This is a genomic window from Nostoc sp. 106C, assembly GCF_002154725.1.
Lineage (GTDB): Bacteria > Cyanobacteriota > Cyanobacteriia > Cyanobacteriales > Nostocaceae > Aulosira.
In genome coordinates this window covers 103,063-122,427 of the sequence record NZ_MTAW01000089.1, presented here as the reverse complement: position 1 = coordinate 122,427, position 19,365 = coordinate 103,063, and the positions used below count along the sequence as shown (strand labels likewise).

Below are 19,365 nucleotides of genomic sequence, written 5' to 3'. Positions count from 1 at the left end.
ACCGAGAGATGAAAGCGCCCTCTGTTTGCTGGGATTTGGTTAATGGAATTTTGACAGGTAGCATATTTCTCTGGTGTGGCTTTGCCAACGCCCAGGTTACATCTGATGGCACTCTTAATACAAATGTTTCCCAAAGTGGTAGCAATTTTATCATCAATAACGGCAGTGTTGCCAACAGTAATTTATTTCACAGTTTCCAGCAATTTAGCGTTCCTACTAGTACTTCAGCCATCTTTGATTTAGTTAACTCACCAAACATAACTACCATATTCGGTCGGGTTACAGGTGGTAGCATTTCTCACATTGATGGCATGATTCAAACCATCAACAGTAATAATCCTGTGAGCCTATTTTTGATCAATCCCAGTGGCATCATCTTTGGCCCTAATGCTCAACTGAATATTGGTGGATCGTTTGTTGGTACAACTGCAAATAGCATTAAGTTTGCTGATGGTGCAGAGTTTAGTGCGATTAATTCCCAAACTCAGCCCCTTTTAAGCATTAATGTTCCCATTGGTTTGCAAATGGGCAGCAATCCGGCGGCGATCGCTGTCCAAGGCACAGGACACTCCTTGAGCAATCCCAATCCCAATGGATTGCCGCCGATCAGTGTGGTTCCTAGTGCTAGCGAACTACGGGTACAGCCAGGACAAACTCTAGCTTTGGTAGGGGGCAATTTGGATCTGAATGGGGCAACTCTAACTGCTCAACAGGGGCAAGTAGAATTAGGCAGCGTGAGTGGTGTAGGATTGGTCAGCCTCATACCCACAGTACAAGGCTATACCTTGGGTTATGAAAATGGGCAAAGCTTTGGCGATATTCAACTAGCACAGCGATCGCTAGTTGATGTAAGTGGCATTAATGCAGGATCTGTACAGATTCAGGGGCAAAACATTAAATTTACTGATGGTTCACTCATACTGACGCAGAATTTCGGTTATTTACCCGGTGGTGAAATTCACTTGCAAGCATCAGCAGCGATAGACATGATTGGTAGAACCGATGCAGGAATTTGGAGTGGAATTCGCAGTGAAACTTTCGGCAGCGCAGCAGGCGGTAATATCAGTGTCATTACTCCCAAGCTGACAATCCAAGAGGGAGCAGGGTTGAATAGTTCAACTATAGGAACGGCTGCAAGTGGCAATATCGAAATTCAGGCAACTGCTATTGAACTGTCTGGATTTTCACCAAGCAATCCTAGAGACATTAGTACTCTTGGTACTTCTAGCTATTATAGTTCGGGTAACGCTGGCGACATCTTTGTCAATGGCAATAGTTTAGTAGTATCAGGTGGAGCTTCATTAGGTTCAGCTACATTTGGTAGTGGCTCTAGTGGAAAAGTGACAATTCGCAACAATCACACGACTGTAATGGGAGAAAGTCCCTTTGGCTTCTATAGCAACATTGCCTCAACCACGTTTGCAACCGGAAACGCTAAAAAATTGTCGCTGGATACCGCCAAGTTACAAATTCTCAATGGAGGGGCAGTTGCTGCAACTACCTTCTTCACAGGTAATGGTGGAGATATTAGTATTAATGCCACGGAATCAATCGAGATTAGTGGTCGTAGTCAAAGCAATTACAGCAGCATCAACTCATCTGTCCTTAGCTTAAACCCACAACTCCAGCAGCTATTTGGTTTGCCAAACATACTAACAGCCAATGCGGGTAATGTGAGCATTACTACACCCAACCTGATGTTAATGGATGGCGGAACAGTGAGTGTTACTAGTCAAGGTAGCGGCAATGGTGGCAGTCTCAACATTACAGCTCATACCATTCGATTAGAGCGTCAAGCCAGCATCCAAGCAGCAACAGAATCGGGTAATGGCGGGAATATCGCTTTAGATGTTGGGAAGTTGTTGCTGCTGCGTAGCAATAGCGCGATCGCAGCCACCGCAGGCGGTAATGGTAATGGCGGTAATATCAATATCAATGCACCAATCGTTGCTGGAGTGGGAAACAGCGACATTATTGCTAATGCCTTTCAAGGTAAGGGTGGCAATATTCAAATCACCACTCAGGGAATAATTGGATTGCAGTTTCGTCCCGAACTCACCCCAGAAAATGACATCACCGCTAGTTCCCAATTTGGTATTAGTGGCACAGTTGAAATTAATAACATCGGCGTAGATCCCAATTCTGGCTTAGTAGAATTACCTGCAAATGTCAGCGATCCATCCCAGCAAATTGCTACAGATTGTGCCAGCAAGCAAGGCAGTAAATTTGTGGCTACGGGACGGGGTGGTATGCCGCAAAATCCCACACAAGAAGTGAAGAGCGATCGCACCTGGTCTGATACCCGCGACATCTCTGCATATCGCCAAACTAGTAATGTAACTGCCAAAACACCTACATTGCCAGATGTCATTGTGGAAGCTACTTCCTGGTATCGTAACGCCCAAGGCAAAGTTGAATTAGTTACGGCACAATCTCCCGCACATATCCAGCCGCCGTTAACTTGTGCTGCGGTTCCAAGAGTTGATTTGTCCAGCAATTCAAATATTTTGAATGTCAAGCAAGCGCCATGACTTCCAGCGCTCAAACAGTTCCCCACTCATGTTAGGAACAATAACATTTAAGGAATAGTAATTAGGTATAAAAGGAGACTAATAATGAGGCTGTTTTCTGTTTATTTGAGTTTGATGAATCGAATATGGGCAGGTTCTATACTGCTACCAATCGGAATCATGTTCTTTGGCAACAGCTACGCAAATGCTCAGATAGCTTCAGATGGCAGCCTCAATACTACTGTCTTCCAGAATGGCAATAACTTCACGATTACTAATGGCACTGTCACAGGCAATAATCTGTTTCACAGCTTCAGCCAATTCTCCGTACCTACCGGAGGCTCTGCCTTGTTCGACAACGCCACCACCATTGAGAATATCTTTGCGCGAGTCACTGGCGGTAGTACATCTAATATTGATGGTTTGATTCGTGCGAATGGTACTGCCAACCTGTTTTTGCTTAACTCAGCTGGGATTATTTTTGGAGAAAATGCCAGTTTAAATATAGGTGGTTCATTTCTAGGAACGACAGCAAATAGTATTAAATTTAGCGATGGTGCAGAGTTTAGTGCAGTAAATGCTAATAGTACTCCTTTACTAACTATGAGTGTACCTATCGGCTTGCAGATGGGTCAAAACTCAGGAACCATTACCGTGCGGGGACGGGGAAACCTGTTGACAGATAGTACTGGCTTTGGTCAAGCTAATGCCAGCAAAAGCCCCCCCGGATTACAAGCTGGAACAAATCAAACACTAGCTTTGATTGGCGCTGGAGTGAACTTTTCCGGTGGAGTTGCTTCCACCAAGGACAGTGGGCATCTAGAAGTGGGCAGTGTCAAGAATGGACAAGTTGGACTTAAACCCACTCCAACAGGCTGGATTGGTGATTATTCCAACGTGCAACAATTTAATGATATTGATCTGGCGCAACAATCGCTGCTGAATGCCACTGGTAGCAATGGCTCAATCCTCTTACAAGGACAAAACATTAGTTTGACTGAGGGTTCTGCTGCTTTGCTCCAAAACCTGGGAACACAATCCTCTGGAGGAATTACAGCTAATGCCACAGGTTCCCTAAGTCTGACAGGAAATACAGCCAACGGTCAATTAGGAAGTTTGATCCAAAGTAACAATTTTGGTACAGGTCAGGTAGGAGATATAGCAATCTCGGCCACCAACCTCTTCCTGCAAGATGGCGGAAGAATTGTGACTAGAACTCGGAGTCAAACAGCAGGTGCAAACATTGTCACCAATGTGGGCGGTAGAACCGAGATCGGTGGCTTTAATCGCGCCAATCCAGCTATTTATACTGCGATCGTCACATTTTCATTAAATAGTGGTAATGCAGGGAACATCACGGTATCCACTGGGGATCTCAAGCTTCTCGATAACGGTAATATTATTTCTGTCGCTGTCAGTTCTGGACAGAGTGGAGCAATCCAAGTAAATGCCACCGATATAGTGGAAATTACAGATCCTGGCAGTAGTCTCGCTACCTTCACTCAGGGATCGGGTAATGCAAATAGCGCAGTTATCAATACTGCTCGATTAACAATCCAAAAGGGGGGGTCTTTAGGTTCTACGACTGTAGCAAGTGGTTCGGCTGGTAGCGTGGTAGTCAACGCTTCTGAATCCATCGATATTGCAGATAGTTTTACCGAAGGTAGTGTCACTGAATTACCCGCTCGCATTTTTTCCAACGCCGAGATGACTGATGCTGTTACTCAAGCTATCTTTCAACTCCCTCCGATACCTACTGGCAATTCAGGTTCTTTAATAATCAACACACCATTGTTACACCTGATCGATGGAGGAGCGGTGAGCGTCAAAAATGATGGAACTGGTAAAGCTGGAGATTTACAGATAAATGCTAACTCAATTGTTCTAGACCAACAAGGCAACATCACTGCATCCACCGCCTCTGGTAACGGGGGAAATGTCAGATTAAACTTACAAGATTATCTGTTGATGCGTCACGATAGCGTTATTTCTGCTACATCTGCGGGCACAGGTAATGGTGGTAACTTGTCAATTACCTCCCCTGTGATTGTAGGTTTAGAAAACAGCGACATGATCGCCAATGCGGTTCAAGGTCGTGGTGGTAATATTAACATCACTACTCAAGGTATTATCGGTCTAGGATACCGCAATACTCTAACTCCTAGAGCAGATTTGACCAATGATATTACAGCTAGTTCCGCATTTAATGTCAATGGGACAGTGGAAATTAATAATATTGGTATCGATCCCAATTCGGGTTTAGTTGAATTACCAGTAAATGTCACCGATCCATCCCAACAAATAGCTACAGGTTGTTCTGCCAATACTGGTAGTACTTTCGTGGCGACAGGACGAGGTGGTGTGCCGCAAAATCCGACACGAGAAGTAGGGAGCGATCGCACTTGGTCTGATATCCGCGATATCTCTGCATTCCGCAAAACACAAGCTTTACAAACTCAAATCCCTTCATCACCAGAACTTGTCCAAGCCACTTCTTGGCATCGTAATGCTAACGGAAAAGTTGAGTTAGTTGCAGCACAATCTTCTACCCATACTCAGCAAGCATTAACCTGTGCTGCGATTCCTCAGAGTTAATTTTGTGAAAAATTCAAAAATTTCTCATACCTTCCTTGTCGCTGGTTAATGTTAGCAACAATACGATTATGGGAACACTAAATTAACTACAAAAATCAATATAAAAATCTACTAAAAATGAAATTATATCCTATTTATTTTGGATTGATGAATCGAATTTATGTAGGTTATATACTGCCATTAGGAATCATTTTGCTTTGGCACGGCTATGCCCATGCTCAAGTTACCTCTGATGGTAGCCTCAATACTATTGTCTCCCCAAATAGCAATCACTTCACGATCACCAATGGTAGTACCGCAGGCAGTAATTTATTTCATAGCTTCAGTAAATTTTCTGTCCCGACAGGTGGTTCAGCAACATTTGATTTAGTTAACACACCAAATATTAAAACTATATTCAGTCGGGTAAGTGGTAGAAATGTTTCCAATATTGATGGGTTGATTCAAACTCTCAACGCGAATAATCCTGTGAGTTTGTTTTTGATGAATCCTGCGGGGATTATATTTGGACAAAATGCCAAATTGGATATTGGCGGCTCGTTTGTGGGAACAACAGCGAATAGTATTAATTTCAGCGATGGTTTCAAGTTTAATGCTACCGACACGACAACACCCCCTGTATTGACGATGAGTGTGCCTGTTGGCTTACAAATGGGACAAAATCCAGGAGCGATCGCCGTTCAAAGTACGGGATACAGCTTAAATATTGCTAATATCTTATCTCCAATTATCCGTACTCCTAGTCTGACACAACTGAAAGTAGAACCTGGAAAAACTCTGGCGTTGGTGGGTGGTAATCTGAATCTAAATGGAGCCACTCTGACAGCTGAAACTGGTCATATTGAGTTGGGTAGTTTGGGTAGCTCAGAATCTGTTGACCTGATATCAACGGCTCAAGGGTATACGCTGGGGTACGGGAACGTACACAGCTTTGGAGATATTCAAGTTACCCAAAAATCCCTACTAGATGTCAGTGGAGTCAATGCTGGTTCTGTGCAGGTGCAAGGTAAGCAGATTCAATTTACCGATGGCTCACTGTTACTGGCGCAAAATTACGGTAATCTTCCTGGTGGCAACTTGCATCTTCAGGCAACCGAAAGCATCAATCTGACTGGTGCAGCCAGCGGGGTTCGGAGTGAAACCTGGAGCCAGGGAACTGGGAGCAGTATCACTGTTATTACCCCTAAACTCAATCTCTATGAAGGAGGAATATTAAGTAGTAACACTTATGGGGCGTCTGACAGTGGGAATATTCAGGTTAATGCCAAAAACGTAGAAATATCTGGGTTATCGCCCCTTAATGCCAGTGGCAGTTTTATTAACACCAGTACCTTTGGTTCTGGAAATGCAGGTAATATTCTTGTCCAAGGTGATAGTTTACTCGTATCCTATGGTGGCGGACTGTCTTCCGTATCGCGGGGTGTTGGTTCAAGCGGTGAAATTGTGGTTCGCAACCTAGATACCACCGTGCAGAGTAGTAATAGCTCTCCTTTTGGCACAAGAATTGCCTCAGTCACTTTCAACGTTGGCAATGCTAAAACTTTAACCCTAGATACCGCCAGGTTAAAAGTTATAGATGGTGGTGCGATCGGCACTAGTTCATACTTAATCGGTCACGCTGGGGATGTGAAGATCGATGCTACAGAATTTGTTGAAGTTAATGGTTATAATCCATTAACACCAAGTGCTATTAGCTCCTCTGCCCTGATTCTCAACCCAGTTTTGCAGAAGTTATTTGGGCTATCAGAATATAAACTGACTGCTGATTCTGGTACGGTTAACATTACGACACCAAACCTCATCCTGAAGAACCAAGGAACTGTTACCGTTACCAATCAAGGCACTGGTGATAGTGGCAGTCTCAAAATTAATGCAAATAGTATCCAATTAAAAAATCAAGCTTTCATCGAGGCCAGGACAGAATCCGGTCATGGTGGCAATATCGATTTACAGGTGGGGAATTTGTTGCTGCTGCGGAATAATAGCCAAATTACCTCGACCGCAGGCGGTAATGGTAAAGGAGGGAACATTAACATTAATGCACCAATTATTACTGGTTTAGAAAATAGTGATATCATTGCTAATGCTGTGCAAGGAAAAGGTGGCAATATTGCCATTACCACTCAAGGTATTATTGGTCTGAATTTCCGCAATACCCTGACTCCGAGAGAAGACCTTACCAACGACATCACAGCTAGTTCCGAATTTAATATCAATGGTACTGTTCAAGTTAATAACATCGGTATCGATCCCAATTCTGGTTTAGTCGAATTACCTGCAAATGTCACCGATCCATCCCAACAAATAGCTACAGGTTGTTCTGCCAATACTGGTAGTACTTTCGTGGCGACAGGACGAGGTGGTGTGCCGCAAAATCCGACACGAGAAATAGGGAGCGATCGCGCTTGGTCTGATACCCGCGACATTTCTGCATACCGCAAAACTAGCAATGTTACTGCGCAAATGCCTACATCACCAGAGGTTCTTGTTCAAGCAACCTCCTGGTATCGCAACACCCAAGGCAAAGTTGAGTTAATTGCAGCGCAATCTCCTACACATTTACAGCCGCAGTTAACTTGTGCTGCGCTTCCAAAAGACAATTTGCCCAAAAATTCAAATATCTAAATGCCAAACGATTGCAATTACTCCCAGTGCTCAAACAATACCTTTGTCACTGGTGTTAGAAACAATAACATATAGGGAATATTAAATTGGTATAAAAGGAGACCAAGTAATGAAGCTGCTTTCAGTTTATTTGAGTTTGATGAGTCGAATGTTTGCGGGTTCTATACTGTTGCCAACAGGAATCATGTTTCTTAGCAACGGCTACGTCAATGCTCAGATAGCTTCAGATGGCAGCCTCAATACTACAATCTCTCAGAACGGCAACAACTTCACGATTACTAATGGCACTGCTGTAGGCAGTAATCTGTTTCACAGCTTCAGCCTATTTTCCGTGCCTACAGGAGGCTCTGCCTTTTTCAACAATCCCACGACTATTGAGAATATTTTTGCGCGAGTTACTGGCGGTAGTACGTCCAATCTTGATGGTTTGATTCGTGCTAACGGTACTGCCAACCTATTTTTGCTCAACTCAGCAGGCATTATGTTTGGCCCCAATACTCAGTTAAATATTGGTGGTTCCTTCATTGGCAGCACTGCGAACAATGTCATTTTCGCTGACGGAACGAAGTTTAGCACCATTGATGCTACCTCTGCACCTTTATTGACCATGAGTGTGCCTGTGGGGTTGCAATTGGGAGCCAATGCTGGAGCGATACAAGTTCAAGGGGCAGACTTGCGAGTTAAAACCGGACAAACACTAGCGTTAGTTGGTAGTCAAATCGACATGACAGGGGCAAAACTGACGGCACCAAATGGACATATCGAACTATGGGCTGTGCAGAATGCTGGGATTCAAATGGAAAATCAAGCTCAATGGCAACTGACGAGTCCTGTGGCTACGACAAATTGGGGCACAATTACGTTACAACAAGCTTCATTGGTTGATGCAAGTGGAATTAACGGGGGTGCAATCAACATCCGTGGACGTGGGTTGACGGTGCAGGATGGGTCGAATATTAGTTCTACTACCTTTGCTGGGCAAGGTAAGGGAATTACTGTCAAGACCACAGACTTTGTTGACCTGCTGGGTGCTTCTCTCCCAGGACAATTTAATCCTGGCATTGGAACTTCTTTAGGTATCTTTTTTGGACCTCCAGCAACTGGACGAGCTGGAGATGTAACAGTAGAGACAGGACGCTTAAAGTTAGCAAATGGAGCTTGGCTTCAGTCCTCTTCTAATGGCAACAATTCTCGATCGGGAGATGTAACTGTTCGGGCTTCAGATATACAGGTGGTAGGTTCTAATCCATTTTTTGAAATCCCCACCTCGATTACCACCACTCTCTTTAGTGGCAAGAACAATGAGAGTGGAAATATTTCCATCGAAACAAATCGAATGCGGCTGCAAGATGGTGGAATCGTCAGTACATCTTTGATACCCTTTAACGGTATCTCTCCTCCCACAGGCAAGGCTGGAAATATCTCAATCCGAGCAACTGAGAGCCTTGATATCTCAGGATACACACCCTCTCTACTACTGTCTGGAGTGGGTACGAGAATTGGTCAAACAGAAGGAGATGCGGGAAATATCTCAATCGATGTTGGACGTTTGCATCTGTTTAATGGCGGGTCTATCCGCAGTACTTTATCAGGAAAAGGGAAAGCGGGAAATATCACTATTCAGGCGCAAGAGGTAGCAGTTAGCGATCCAGTAATTGATGTTATCAGCAAATTAGCTGGTGGCATTACTGTTTCCGTGGGTGATAATTCAGTAGGTTCAGGTGGAAATATCGCCTTAACTGCTGACAACCTACGGCTCTTTAATGGAGGACAGATCACCTCTTCTAGCCAGGGTCAGGCAAATGCGGGGAATATTAACTTACAGGTTAAAAACATTGATATCCAGGGTATGTCTCAACCTTTAACTAACGGTCAAATTGTGCCCAGTGCGATCGCAGCATCTTCGACAACTAATTTTAACGCCGGAACGATAAAAATTATATCTGATATAGTTAAAATACGTAATAATGCGGAAGTGACCGTGAGCAATATAGGAGGCGGAGATGCAGGTAATTTGAATATTACAGCCAATAATATTTTCCTCGACAATAAAGCCAGTCTGCGCTCGGAAGTCAAAGGAGGTAGTCAAGGTAACATTCACCTCCAAGCAAATGATGTTTTGTTGTTACGTCGTGGCAGTAATATTACAACTAATGCCACTGGTACTTCTACCGGAGGTAACATTGATATTACTGCTGGAGCTATTATTGCCCTTCCTGACGAAGATAGCGATATCGTTGCCAATGCGGTACTCGGAAGCGGTGGAAATATTCAAATCACCACCCAAGGCATCTTTGGGCTGAAATTCCGTCCCCAACTCACTCCAGAAAGTGACATCACCGCCAGTTCTCAATTTGGGGTAAGTGGCACGGTTCAAGTTAATACTATCGGTATCGATCCAAATTCGGGTTTAGTCGAACTGCCTGCAAATGTCACCGATCCATCCCAGCAAATTGCTACAGGCTGCGCGGGTGATGAAGGCAGTCGCTTTGTAGCCACGGGTCGCGGTGGCATACCACAAAATCCTAATCAACAGGTAATGAGCGATCGCACTTGGTCTGACACTCGCGATATCTCTGCATTACGCAAAACTGGCAATGTGACTGCCCAAACGCCTACATCACCAGAGGTTCTTGTCCAAGCAACTTCCTGGCATCGTAACGCCCAAGGCAAAGTTGAATTAGTTGCGGCAAAATCTCCTACAAACATACAGCCACAGCTAACTTGTGCTGCACTTCCTAAGAGTTAATTTTCTTGAAAAAGACAAACTTAACAGGCAATTTCTTCATAAAAACCCACTTCGCCGCTACACAATTACTTTACTAAACAAACTCTTACACTATCAGTAAATATCTATGACCTTCCCCATTAAAAAATACCATTGGCTATATATAAGTCTGAGTATTTTAAGTTTGTGTTTGGCAGTGACTATTACACCTGCTAGAGCATCTGTACCATTACCAACAACTTCTATCCTGAATGTATCAGCATCGACTCAGCCTACCAATTGGCTAGAACAGGGACGAAACCTCTACCGTTCGGGACGCTTTGCAGAAGCGGTGACAACTTGGCAAACGGCAGTACAAAACTACCATACCCAAGGCGATCGCACCAATGAAGCTCTCAGCTTAAGTTACCTTTCATTAGCACAACAAGAACTTAATCAATGGGAAGCAGCTAGCCAATCTATTGAACAAAGCGTAAAACTATTGCAAACAATGGCACCTCCTGCCGATGCAATTGTTTGGGCACAAGTACTGAATACACGAGGGAATTTGCAACTGCATACTGGTAAAGCCGAAATTGCCCTGGAAAGTTGGCAACAAGCGCAAAAATATTACGAACAAGCAGGCGACCAACTGGGCAGCTTGGGTAGTCAAATCAACTCTGCACAAGCTTTACAAAGTTTGGGATTTTATCGTCGTTCTAAACAGCAATTAGAGGCGTTAAATCAAAAGTTAGGAGCGATGCCAGATTCGGAAGTGAAAGTTAGTGGGTTGCGATCGCTTGGTTTAGCTTTGCAAACGATCGGTGATTCTGGTAGAAGTCAACAAGTGTTAGAGCAAAGTTTAGCGATCGCGCGCAAACTCGAAACCACACCTCATTTAAGTTCCATCCTGCTGAACTTAGGAAAAACTACCTTTGACTTGCAAGATCCACAGGCGGCATTAGACTATTTTGAACAGGCAGAACAGGTAGCGACAAATCCCAGCGAGCGCTTACAAGCAAGTTTAGGACGTTTCAAACTTTTGCTCGATTACAACAAGCCTGAGTTGGCTACTTCACTCGCACCGCAACTACTACAACAACTGACAGAACTGCCTCCTAGCCACACTTCCCTCTACGCAGCTATTAATTTTGTTGCCAGTGTAAATCGGCTGTCAAATCCTGACCAAATTGTACCGCTGAAAGACTTGGCACAACTGATGGCAACCACAGTCAAGTCTGCACAACAAATCCAAGATGCTCAAGCAGAAGCTTATGCACTGCATCAGTGGGGAAAACTCTATCGTCGTACACAGCAGTTATCACAAGCACAGGAATTAACTCAGAAATCCCTTAACATTGCGCGTCAACTCCAAGCTGACGATATTATTGCTCAATCTGCTTGGCAAGTAGGACAGTTGTATAAACAACAAGGCGATCGCCCCCAAGCAATTAGTGCCTATACTGAAGCAGTCAAAGCTTTAAAGTCCCTACGAGGGGATTTGGTTGCTGTCAACCCTGATGTGCAGTTCTCCTTCCGTGAAAGTGTAGAGCCTGTCTACCGCGAACTTGTAGGTTTACTTCTAGATGGACAACCCAGCCAAGCCGCACTGACGACAGCTCGCGATTTGATTGAAGCACTGCAAGTTGCAGAACTCGATAACTTTTTTAGGGAAGCTTGTTTAGATCGGGCGCAGCAGATTGACCAAGTTGACCCGAATGCAACTGTCGTGTATCCGATTATTTTGAGCGATCGCCTGGCAGTCATCCTCTCCAAAACCGGACAACCGTTGCGTTACTATGTAACACAAAAATCTCAAGCAGACATCGAACAAACTCTAGATAAATTATTAGTGAGCTTGAATCCTGTCTCAGATTCCAAAGATCGCGATCGCTTGTCCCAAGAAATTTATGATTGGCTAATTCGTCCTGCGGAAATGGATCGAGCCTTCAAAGACAGCAAGACACTGGTATTTGTATTAGATGGTCGGTTACGTAATATCCCCATAGCAGCCCTGTATGACGGTAAGCAATATCTGATCGAGAAGTATGCTGTTGCCCTTTCACCGGGAATGCAATTGATGACTGCGCGATCGCTTCAGGAAAACCACATTGATGCGATCGTCGGCGGTATTAGCCAATCTCGTAATGGCTTTAGTGCTTTGCCTGCTGTGGAAGCAGAAGTCAAGCAAATCTCGAAGGCGGTGCCATCTTCGATGTTGCTCAACCAGCAATTCACCAGTCAAGCCCTTGCCGAGCGCGTGAAATTCAGTAGTGCTGATGTTGTCCATCTAGCAACCCACGGACAGTTTAGCTCCCGTCTCGAAGATACCTTCTTACTTACGTGGGATGGACAAGTCAACGTTAAGGAATTGTCCGAACTCCTCAAAAATCGTAGTGGTGAATCATCAAAAGCGATCGAGTTGCTAGTACTTAGCGCCTGTGATACGGCAGCAGGGGACGATCACGCCGTTCTAGGACTAGCAGGCTTGGCTGTCAAATCTGGCGCTCGCTCAACCATCGCCACTCTCTGGCCCGTCAAAGATAAAGCAGCCGAAATGTTAATGACGCGCTTCTATGACCAATTACGACAGCCCAAAATCACCAAAGCCGAAGCGCTACGGCAAGCTCAAATCAATATGATTCGCCAAACTGATTTCCACGATCCTTTCTTTTGGTCTGCTTTTGTTTTGGTTGGCAACTGGCTTTAATTACGTAATCATACTGAGAAAAGCCTAGTGATTTACCACATATTTTTTACGGTATCCCAGCCAAATTTCGTTTATATTGCTAGTAGGTATTTCAGCATTTGACTGTTAGCCGAAACAATTTTACAAGCTTCTTCCCACAATCAGACTAAGTGTATTTATTGTTAGTTTTTTAATGAGGTGCAAGATCGTGAAACGTCAATATTTAGCTAGTACTTTGAGCGTTATCGCTCTGCTTACTAGCAGTACATGGAACAGTGCTCATGCTGTGACATTTACTCCACCAATCAATAATGGCGCTCCCAGCCAAGCGACTGGGGGAGCTTCCCGTGGCAGTTTCTTTATCCCTGCTTCTGGGAAAGGTGCTCCTAGTCAAGCAACAGGAGGAGCGTCCAGAGGTAGTTTGTTTACACCTAGCGCTGGGAAAGAAGCTCCCAGGCAAGCAACGGGAGGCGCGTCCAGAGGCAATCTCTTTACGCCTAGTGCGGGCAAAGGTACACCCAGGCAAGCAACGGGAGGCGCGTCCAGAGGTAACCTGTTTACACCTGCTTCTGGAAAAGAGGCTCCTCAACAGGCAAGTGGGGGAGCTTCTCGCGTTGGGACTTACTACTTAAATCCTTCAACTGTAGGAGCAGCAGGCCCAGCAGCTTTAATTGCACTCCTACCCCAAAGCTTTTATGGCACAACAGTATCCGAACGTCCCACAATTCTTGTATATCTTCCTGCTTCTAATGCACAAGAAGCTGTGTTTAGCCTCAAAGATGAAGCTGGTAATACCCAGTATCAAATGACCATTCCCGTTGCAGGGAAAACTGGGGTAATCGCTATGAAATTACCCACCGATGCACCCGCTTTAGCTGTTGGAAAAAACTACCATTGGTTCCTCGCTGTCAAAGTTGATGAACAACTCAGCCCAAGTACGCCTTATGTCGATGGTTGGATTCAGCGCATCCAGCCTACTACTGAACTGGCAACAGTGATGCAGCAAGAAGATGCTTTAAAGCGGGCAGCGGCTTTTGGTAAAAATGGCGTATGGTATGACTGCGTGGAAACACTAGCAAGCCTACATAGCACTCAACCTACCAATGTGACAATTACCAAGCAATGGGAAGAACTTCTCTCCTCAGTTAACTTGAAGGAGATTGTCACATCTCCGTTATTAGCATCTGCAAACTAATAGCAATTTGGGCATGGGGCATGGGCAAGTAATTATTCTCCTTGTCCTCCTTGTCCTCCTTCCACCCAGTCCCTAATCTTTTTTAGCGCAAATATGTGGCGCAGATTCCAGACTTTCATCCAACGCACTCGTAGCGTTTTGATTATTACTCCCAGTATTGCCTTGACAGTTATTGTCGGTCAATCCTTGGGATTTTTCAATTTACTTGAATGGAAAATTCGCGATGAATGGGTTCGTCAACAATCATCTCCTGCGATCGCTGATGAAATCGTGATTGTGACAATCGATGAACGCGATATTCAATCGGTGCGTAAATGGCCAATTCCAGATTGGGCATTAGCAAAATTACTCGAAAAGATTCGGGCACAGCAGCCTCGAGCCATCGGCTTGGATCTTTATCGAGATTTACCCGAGGGAAGCGGACATGAGGAACTTGCCAAAATCTTTCGCAGCACTCCCAATTTAATCGGTGTTGAGAAAATGACCGGAGAGCGTGTCAATCCACCACCCGAATTGAAGAAACTCGATCGAGTCGGATTAGCAGATTTAGTGTTGGATGGTGATCGCTTTGTGCGTCGTGCCCTTTTGACAGCAGTTGATGCGAAAGAGCAAGGCACGCTCAAAGCTGGGCTGGCAACCCTTGTGGCGCTCAAGTACCTGGAATCGGAAAAGATTACCTTAGAAAGTATTGACCCCAAGCAGCAAAAGTTTCAATTGGGCAAGGCAATTTACCTCCCACTGAGCAATCAAGAAGCAGGCTATGCCGATGCTGATTTAGGCGGCTATCAAATTCTGCTCAATTGGCATGGTTCAGAAGCGGCATTTCGCACAGTTGCTATGCGTGATGTCTTAGCAGGGCGAATTCCAGCCAACCTCATGCGCGATCGCATGGTGTTTATTGGGTCAGCCGCCGCTAGTACCAATGATTTCTTCAACACACCCTTCAGTTCCTCCTGGATATCAGCTCAAAAAACTATGCCTGGGGTTGTTGTCCATGCCAACATTGCTCATCAATTGGTGCAAGGGGCAAAAACAGGAAAAGCAAACCTGCACGGCATTTCTGGCATAGCTGTGTCGCTCTGGATTATTTTATGGTCTCTTATCGGTTCTATTGGTAGTTGGCTGTTATCTAGTAGCAGGCTGCGGATTCCAGGTGGCAAAATTCTCTGGGCAACTGTAGGCATCAGCGGTGTGTGTATAGGAGGCAGCTATGGGATGTTTTTGTATGGCATTCTGATTCCAGTCACACCTGCGTTAGCTTCGTTTATCAGCAGCGTGATTGCGACAACAAATGCTTATAAACAGAAGCAATTAGAACAAACAAATCACCAATTGGAAATTGCCAACGCTCAACTATTGGATTATTCCAAAACTCTGGAGTTCAAAGTTGAAGAGCGAACTCATGAACTGCTAGAGGCAAAGCAAGCTGCTGATGCTGCTAACTCTGCAAAGAGCGAGTTTCTAGCAAATATGAGCCACGAGTTACGTACACCGCTTAATGGCATCCTTGGTTTTGCGCAGCTATTAGAAACATCGCCAAACTTGACAAAAAAAGATCTAGAAGGAGTCAGGATTATCTACGATTGTGGGAAACATCTGCTGATGCTGATCAATGACATTCTTGACCTGTCAAAAATTGAAGCTCGTAAATTAGAATTGGTTGCAACTAATGTACATTTGCCCACTTTTTTACATAGTGTCACCGAGATTTGCAGTATTCGAGCAGAGCAAAAAGGAATTGCATTTAATGTCTCGATCGGCGATTGCTTACCAGCTGTGATTCAAGTAGATGAAAAGCGGCTACGGCAAGTTTTGATCAATTTACTAGGTAACGCGATCAAATTCACAGACAACGGTAGCGTCACCTTTAAAGTAGATGTCATTGAGCGAGAGTTGTCACAAACGACACATCAAAAGCTTCGCTTCCAAATTGAAGATACAGGTATTGGAATGTCACCAAACCAACTAGAAAAAATCTTTTTGGCCTTTGAGCAAGTAGGTGAAGCTGGACGAAAATCTGAAGGTACTGGCTTGGGATTAGCGATCAGTCAAAGAATTGCCGCATTGATGGAAAGCCAAATTCAAGTACAGAGCCATCTAGGTGAAGGTAGTCTGTTTTGGCTGGATTTGACAGTAGCAATACCAGTAACCCATGACTGGCAAACAGAGACAATCGCCCCAAGCGATCGGAAAATCATCGGCATTCAGGGTAGCACACCTCTAATTTTGATTGTTGATGATGATGACAAGCACTGTTCGATGTTGACTACTTTACTGCAAGGAATTGGCTGTCGAACCTTGGAAACAAACGACAGCAAACATGGATTACATCTGGCCAATGAACATCTCCCAGATGTAATTTTGCTCGATCTAGCCATGCCTAATATGGATGGCTTTGAACTCATGGTTCATTTACAAGAAAATCCCCAAACTCGTAATATTCCGATTATTGTCTCTAGCGCTAACGTATTTGAGGAAAATCGTCAACGGAGTTTACAAGCAGGAGCAACAGCATTTGTACCCAAACCCCTGCAAATTGATGAACTCTTCAATGCATTGCGTTCTGTCTTTGAGACAGCAGCGAAGCTATCGCTGCTCAAAGTCGAGTGGATTTATGCTCAATCTACACCAGAGAAGTCATTTTCCCAACCTGAGCAGAAAGCAGATGCTGAATTGGCTTTACCATCACACGATGTTTTACAGCAACTCTATCATCTGGCAATGATGGGAGATATTCCGGCGATTGAGGGAATTATAGGAGAGCTAATTCAGCAAGACAGCCAGCTAACTCCCTTTGCAACTGAGTTGAGTAAACTTACTGCCAACTTCCAAACTGCAAAAATCCGTAAATTCCTTAAATCTTTTGTCACAACGGAGTTACCTCAATGATGACCAATTCTCTTTTGAAGCCCATGCACATCCTTTTGGTAGATGACAACCCCAACAATCTCAAAGTGCTATCAGAAGCGATTCAAGGATGTGGTTGGAAAGCACTAATGGCCACAGATGGGGAGTCCGCAATCGAACAAACCGAATACGCTCATCCCGATCTGATTCTCCTGGATGTAATGATGCCTGGGCTGGATGGATTTGAAACTTGTCGCCGACTGAAAGCTAATCCACTGACGCAAACTACTCCAGTGATTTTTATGACTGCTTTATCTGATGCTACAGATAAGGTAAAAGGACTGGAAATTGGTGCAGTTGATTACATTACCAAACCTTTTCAACAAGAAGAAGTAATTGCTCGATTAAAGTTACACCTAAAAATTTCCCATCTCACACGGACATTAGAACAACGGGTCGAAGAACGCACCGCCCAATTAAGCCAATCTCTACAACAGTTAAAACAAACCCAACTCCAACTAATCCAAAGTGAAAAGATGTCCACTCTAGGACAACTGGTTGCAGGTATCGGACATGAGATTAATAATCCAGTTGGTTTTATTGGCGGTAATCGCTCTCATATTGAGCAATATGTCAACAATCTGCTGCGCCTAGTACATCTCTATCAAGAAAAATTACCCCATCCAGACGCGGACATCGAAGAGCTGGTTGAAGAAATCGATTTAGCGTATCTGACTGAGGATTTACCCAAATTGTTGGCATCAATGGCTCAAGGAATTGACCGCCTGAAGGAAATCAGCTTATCGCTGAGAACCTTTGCTCGCTCGGATATGTCATCTAAGGTGGAATATCAAATTCACGAAGGAATAAATAGCACCTTAATGCTGTTGAAACATCGACTCAAAGGTAATGGCGATCGCCCCAAAATCCAAGTTATCACAAAATACGCTGAATTACCCCCCATCGCTTGCTATCCTGGACAACTCAACCAGGTATTCATGAATATCATCGCTAATGCCATTGATGCATTTGATGAATTCGATCGCAGCCACTCTTATCAACAGATAGCTGCTGACCCCAATACTATTACTATCACTACATCGATTGAGCCTCATGAAGGAACTGTCAGCATTTGCATCCAAGATAACGGCCCTGGCATGATTCCAGAAGTGCAAGCTCGTATTTTTGAGCCATCTTTCACCACCAAGCCTGTAGGCAAAGGAACAGGACTAGGATTGGCTATCAGCTATCAGATTATTGTCGATAAACATAATGGACAAATCAATTGCTTATCAATCCCAGGCAAGGGAACAACGTTTATGATGATTCTACCTATTTAGCTAGGGCTTGTGGGCATTTTTCTCTATGAATAATTTAAAAATACTCTCTATGAATGAAGCGATCGTGTAATTTTATTTAATTTTATATTACAAATAATTACTAACAAGCAGTTTCTCAATTTCAAATAATACTTTCTCTCCCCATTGGATATTATTTATTATTTAAATCTTCTTGTTACAAAACTTTGTAATTTCCTACTTGATAAATTATTCTTTAAAAAAAGTATAAAAAGATGGTAGCAATCTCGTTGAATGTGCGATTTTTTTGCTCGTAGTTGCTGCTGTTGGAATTAATATCGGCTAAGGTATTTACTTCTATCTAATGTTAACTTTTTCAACTTTTTCCCCGAATACATATATCTATGAATAGACTGGTTTTTCAGTATAGTAAGTTACTATTTTAGGAATTTGCTAAATGAATGTACAAAACGATAATTTGTTTAGGCTACATAATTCACAACCAAAATCCTAGGGTGAGAAGTCTTATTGACTTTAATAAGTAATGTAAAGGATACCATAGAGTTAAGCTTAGTTAAAATTTGACAAGAATAAACTCTAACGGCTTACCAAAAAAATTGATCCCTAAAAACTTATGCTGCGTTTTGTGTAGTTTCCTGATACTAAATTCAAAATTTGGAATAATTGGCATTAGAGAGATAAAATATCGGTACTTTCCCACTCTATTGAGTGCTGTTGCTAGAATTTATACTAGGTTTAGGTATAAGTTTTAACTAATAATAGACAGAAGATAGATGTTTAATAGTTGTACCGAGATAAAATTTTTAATTCAGGGTTAGACCATCTCTTAATGCAAATTATTTCTAGCGGGTTCTCTTAATAAAATTTGCACCTGTACT

General features: G+C 43.7%; 8 protein-coding genes. All 8 read left to right on the top strand.

Annotated features, from left to right (window positions below; genetic code table 11):
- Positions 1 to 8 precede the first annotated feature (8 nt).
- The 8 genes from BV375_RS10590 to BV375_RS10555 all read left to right on the top strand — a co-directional run bounded on the left by BV375_RS10590 (position 9) and on the right by BV375_RS10555 (position 18,508).
- The gene (locus BV375_RS10590; RefSeq protein ID WP_086760151.1) at positions 9 to 2,531 is read left to right on the top strand and encodes an S-layer family protein; all 2,523 of its coding nucleotides are present in this window, start codon (positions 9 to 11) and stop codon (positions 2,529 to 2,531) included.
- Between the two features lie 84 nt (positions 2,532 to 2,615).
- The gene (locus tag BV375_RS10585) at positions 2,616 to 5,105 is read left to right on the top strand and encodes an S-layer family protein (protein WP_086760149.1); all 2,490 of its coding nucleotides are present in this window, start codon (positions 2,616 to 2,618) and stop codon (positions 5,103 to 5,105) included.
- A 117-nt stretch (positions 5,106 to 5,222) separates the two neighbouring features.
- Positions 5,223 to 7,730: an S-layer family protein gene (locus BV375_RS10580; protein ID WP_086760147.1), complete on the top strand. Its 2,508-nt coding sequence runs from the start codon at positions 5,223 to 5,225 to the stop codon at positions 7,728 to 7,730.
- A gap of 109 nt (positions 7,731 to 7,839) precedes the next feature.
- Positions 7,840 to 10,479, top strand: coding sequence for an S-layer family protein (locus tag BV375_RS10575; protein ID WP_243713906.1), 2,640 nt, complete (start codon positions 7,840 to 7,842; stop codon positions 10,477 to 10,479).
- A gap of 106 nt (positions 10,480 to 10,585) precedes the next feature.
- The gene (locus BV375_RS10570; RefSeq protein ID WP_086760145.1) at positions 10,586 to 13,147 is read left to right on the top strand and encodes a CHAT domain-containing protein; all 2,562 of its coding nucleotides are present in this window, start codon (positions 10,586 to 10,588) and stop codon (positions 13,145 to 13,147) included.
- Positions 13,148 to 13,334: 187 nt separating this feature from the next.
- Positions 13,335 to 14,321, top strand: a complete 987-nt coding sequence (locus tag BV375_RS10565) for a DUF928 domain-containing protein (RefSeq protein ID WP_086760143.1) — start codon at positions 13,335 to 13,337, stop codon at positions 14,319 to 14,321.
- A gap of 93 nt (positions 14,322 to 14,414) precedes the next feature.
- The gene (locus BV375_RS10560; RefSeq protein ID WP_086760141.1) at positions 14,415 to 17,210 is read left to right on the top strand and encodes a CHASE2 domain-containing protein; all 2,796 of its coding nucleotides are present in this window, start codon (positions 14,415 to 14,417) and stop codon (positions 17,208 to 17,210) included.
- Positions 17,207 to 18,508 carry a response regulator gene (locus BV375_RS10555; RefSeq protein ID WP_086760139.1) on the top strand — a complete coding sequence of 434 codons (1,302 nt, stop codon included), beginning with the start codon at positions 17,207 to 17,209 and terminating at the stop codon, positions 18,506 to 18,508. The genes BV375_RS10560 and BV375_RS10555 overlap by 4 nt, the downstream gene beginning before the upstream one ends.
- Positions 18,509 to 19,365 lie beyond the last annotated feature (857 nt).

Bases quoted from the DNA above. Each gene is read 5' to 3' on its own strand.
- BV375_RS10560 (WP_086760141.1), top strand. From the start codon at position 14,415: ATGTGGCGCAGATTCCAGACTTTCATCCAACGCACTCGTAGCGTTTTG.
- BV375_RS10585 (WP_086760149.1), top strand. From the start codon at position 2,616: ATGAGGCTGTTTTCTGTTTATTTGAGTTTGATGAATCGAATATGGGCA.
- BV375_RS10575 (WP_243713906.1), top strand. From the start codon at position 7,840: ATGAAGCTGCTTTCAGTTTATTTGAGTTTGATGAGTCGAATGTTTGCG.
- BV375_RS10580 (WP_086760147.1), top strand. From the start codon at position 5,223: ATGAAATTATATCCTATTTATTTTGGATTGATGAATCGAATTTATGTA.
- BV375_RS10590 (WP_086760151.1), top strand. From the start codon at position 9: ATGAAAGCGCCCTCTGTTTGCTGGGATTTGGTTAATGGAATTTTGACA.
- BV375_RS10570 (WP_086760145.1), top strand. From the start codon at position 10,586: ATGACCTTCCCCATTAAAAAATACCATTGGCTATATATAAGTCTGAGT.
- BV375_RS10555 (WP_086760139.1), top strand. From the start codon at position 17,207: ATGATGACCAATTCTCTTTTGAAGCCCATGCACATCCTTTTGGTAGAT.